Origin of the sequence: Pseudomonas sp. NPDC096950 (assembly GCF_044762525.1) — a bacterium.
Taxonomy (GTDB): domain Bacteria; phylum Pseudomonadota; class Gammaproteobacteria; order Pseudomonadales; family Pseudomonadaceae; genus Aquipseudomonas.
Genome location: NZ_JBIWEL010000007.1, coordinates 1 through 919, shown reverse-complemented (window position 1 = coordinate 919; position 919 = coordinate 1). Strand labels below are relative to the sequence as shown.

Here is a 919-nt window from a genome sequence, read left to right as displayed (position 1 = left end):
AAGCCAATGCCCAGGATGTTGTTGCCCAGCAGGCCGGCTGCCTAGGCTTCTTCCACGGCACGGTTCAGGTGCTTGGCGGCGGTGGTGTATTCGCCACGCAGGAAGATATAGCCACGGTAGGTTTTCAGCGCGCGAGCACTGATCAGCATGCCTTCAATCAGCAGATGGGGCAGTTGCTCCATCAGCATGCGGTCTTTCCAGGTGTTCGGTTCCATCTCGTCCGCGTTGCACAGCAGGTAGCGGATGTTGATGGATTCGTCTTTGGGCATCAGGCCCCACTTCACGCCAGTGGGGAAGCCTGCACCGCCGCGACCTTTAAGGCCGGCGTCTTTCACGGTCTGGACGATGTCGTCCTGGGCCATGTCGGCGAAGGCTTTGCGCGCAGCCGCGTAACCATTCTTGGCCTGGTACTCGTCGAGCCACACGGCCTCGCCGTCGTCACGCAGGCGCCAGGTCAGCGGGTGAGTCTCGGCCGAACGCTTGATGCGGTTGGCAGGACCGAAGGAAGTCAGGGTCATACGTAGCCCTCGAGCAATTGGGCGACGCCAGCAGGCTGAACATCACCGAATGTGTCGTCGTCGATCATCAACGCCGGCGCCTTGTCGCAGTTGCCGAGGCAGCAAACCGGCAGCAGGGTGAAACGACCGTCGGCGGTGGTCTGACCCAGGCCGATGCCAAGCTTGCTCTGGATTTCGCTGACCACGGATTCATGGCCACCGATGTAGCAGACCATGCTGTCGCAGACGCGAATGATGTGGCGACCGACTGGCTGACGGAAGATCTGGCTATAGAAAGTCGCCACCCCTTCAACGTCGCTGGCCGGGATGCCGAGGATTTCGCCGATGGCGTAGAGCGCGCCGTCAGGCACCCAGCCACGTTCCTTCTGGACGATCTTCAGGGCTTCGATCGACGCCGCGCG

The 919-nt window shown here is 61.7% G+C and carries 1 protein-coding gene and 1 pseudogene; both read right to left on the bottom strand.

Annotation, left to right across the window (positions count from 1 at the left end):
- Positions 1-44: 44 nt before the first annotated feature.
- A pseudogene (locus ACIQY3_RS13515) lies at positions 45-518 on the bottom strand (NADH-quinone oxidoreductase subunit F); the annotation flags it as partial.
- On the bottom strand, positions 515-919 hold a 405-nt coding region (gene nuoE / locus ACIQY3_RS13510; protein ID WP_403019989.1), incomplete at its 5' end, for an NADH-quinone oxidoreductase subunit NuoE. The gene nuoE and the pseudogene ACIQY3_RS13515, both read right to left, overlap by 4 nt.